This is a genomic window from Humibacter sp. (assembly GCF_035547335.1).
Taxonomy (GTDB): domain Bacteria; phylum Actinomycetota; class Actinomycetes; order Actinomycetales; family Microbacteriaceae; genus Humibacter.
In genome coordinates this window covers 1-1517 of sequence record NZ_DASZVF010000015.1, presented here as the reverse complement: position 1 = coordinate 1517, position 1517 = coordinate 1, and the positions used below count along the sequence as shown (strand labels likewise).

The 1517-nt window shown below is 69.7% G+C and carries 3 protein-coding genes; 1 reads left to right on the top strand and 2 read right to left on the bottom strand.

Translation table 11 applies throughout. The features are described from left to right. On the bottom strand, positions 1–421 hold a 421-nt coding region (locus VHB92_RS04635), incomplete at its 3' end, for a helix-turn-helix domain-containing protein (protein ID WP_325451878.1). Between the two features lie 158 nt (positions 422–579). Between VHB92_RS04635 and VHB92_RS04630 the strand changes: the two genes are divergently transcribed. Continuing rightward, entirely contained in the window at positions 580–780 is a 201-nt protein-coding gene (locus VHB92_RS04630) for a hypothetical protein (protein ID WP_325451876.1), read from the top strand. Here VHB92_RS04630 and VHB92_RS04625 read toward each other — a convergent pair. Next, positions 777–1367 carry a TetR/AcrR family transcriptional regulator gene (locus VHB92_RS04625; protein WP_325451874.1) on the bottom strand — a complete coding sequence of 197 codons (591 nt, stop codon included), beginning with the start codon at positions 1365–1367 and terminating at the stop codon, positions 777–779. The genes VHB92_RS04630 and VHB92_RS04625 overlap by 4 nt on opposite strands. Positions 1368–1517 lie beyond the last annotated feature (150 nt).

Sequence of the window (1517 nt, the reverse complement as noted above, 5' to 3'; positions counted from 1 at the left end):
CGACGCCGTTCGTGAGGGCCCCGATCGCGCAGGCGACGCGGACCTTGCGCGAGACGTCGGCGTCGGGTCCGCTGAGGTGGTTGTGGATCGCCTCGATCAGCGTGCGCACGCGGCGCCCGATGTCGGGGTGGTTCTGGCTCTCCGGATCGGTGCTGAGGATCTGCAGGATGTGTGCTTGCTCGATGAGGATCCCGAGGTAGCGGCGAAGCACTGCGGTCTCGGTCCGATGGCCGGCGCGGTGCGGCGTTCGCAGCTCGGTCACGAAGCCGCTCAGGTCGTCGACCAGGGGTCGGGCGATCTCGAGGAGGATCTGCTCCTTCGCCGGGAAGTGGTAGTAGAGCGCGGCCTTGGTCGTTCCGATCGCGTCGGCGATCTGCCGTAGCGACGTCGCGCTGTAGCCCTGCTGTCGGAACAGCTCCAACGCGGTGCTGAGGATCAGCTCACGCGTCCCGACGTCGTCGCGTTCGGTGACCGTCTGCAGCTTCGGACGAGGCGTGGCACACCCCCGGCTCGGCGGATCTTGACTAGCACGAGCCTAGCGTGCGGCATACTTGCCGGGCGGCAAGTAAGGAGAGTGGTGTGAGCCTCGGACCATGGCGGGCCGGACTGGTGCGCTCGTCGACGACCGTGCACGCGGCGGTCAAGCGGCGGTGGCGCCACGAGGCGCTCTGCGGCGCCGGCCGCATCACGATGCTGCTCCAGCAGCCGTTCCAGGCTGACGCAGCGCTGACCTGCCGCACCTGCAGCCAGCAGGTCCGCACCGAGGCTCCTCCTCGTTAGGCCCTCGTCACGGCCGACCGGGCGGCGACGCCGGTGAGCACGAACCGCACGCCGTCGGCGAGCAGCCTTTGCGTCATGCGCACCTGGCCGGCCCGGCCTCCCGGCAGGAACGGCGGCCGACCGAGCAGCCAGCCACTGAAGTAGAAGAAGAGCGTCGCGACGGCATCAGTGGCGTCGTTTCGCGCGAAGCCTTCGGCCTGCATCACGTCGAGCATCTGGGCCGCGATCCGCTCGGCCGACGGCGACGGCCCGCTCATCGCCAGGACCTCGACCCCTACCCCCGGGTAGGCCGCAAACGTCCGGTGCATGGCGACCACGATCGCGACGATCTGCTCGTCCCAGGCGAGGTCAGGGCGGACCGTGAGCGGGACCTGCGCCGCGACTCGCTCGCAGATCCGCTGCACCAGCTCCTCACGGCCGGAGAGGTAGTGGTAGATCGCCGGGCTGGTCACGCCGAGCTCGGCGGCCACGGACCGGATAGTCACCCCGCCGAGCCCGGAACGCCGTGTCACCTGCAGAGCCGCAGCGACGACGTCGGCGGTCGAGAGCGGAACCGGCTGGGTCCCTCCGCGCTTGCGTCCCGTCACCTGGCCGCCTCCGTCCGTTGACGGACATCATTTAACCGTATTCAATGGCGCGATGGATGACGCCGATCTGAAGGCGGCCGCGTTCGTCGCACAGGGCCTCAAGCCGATCCCGGCAGCGATCACGACGCGGGCCGGCGAGCGCGACAACGG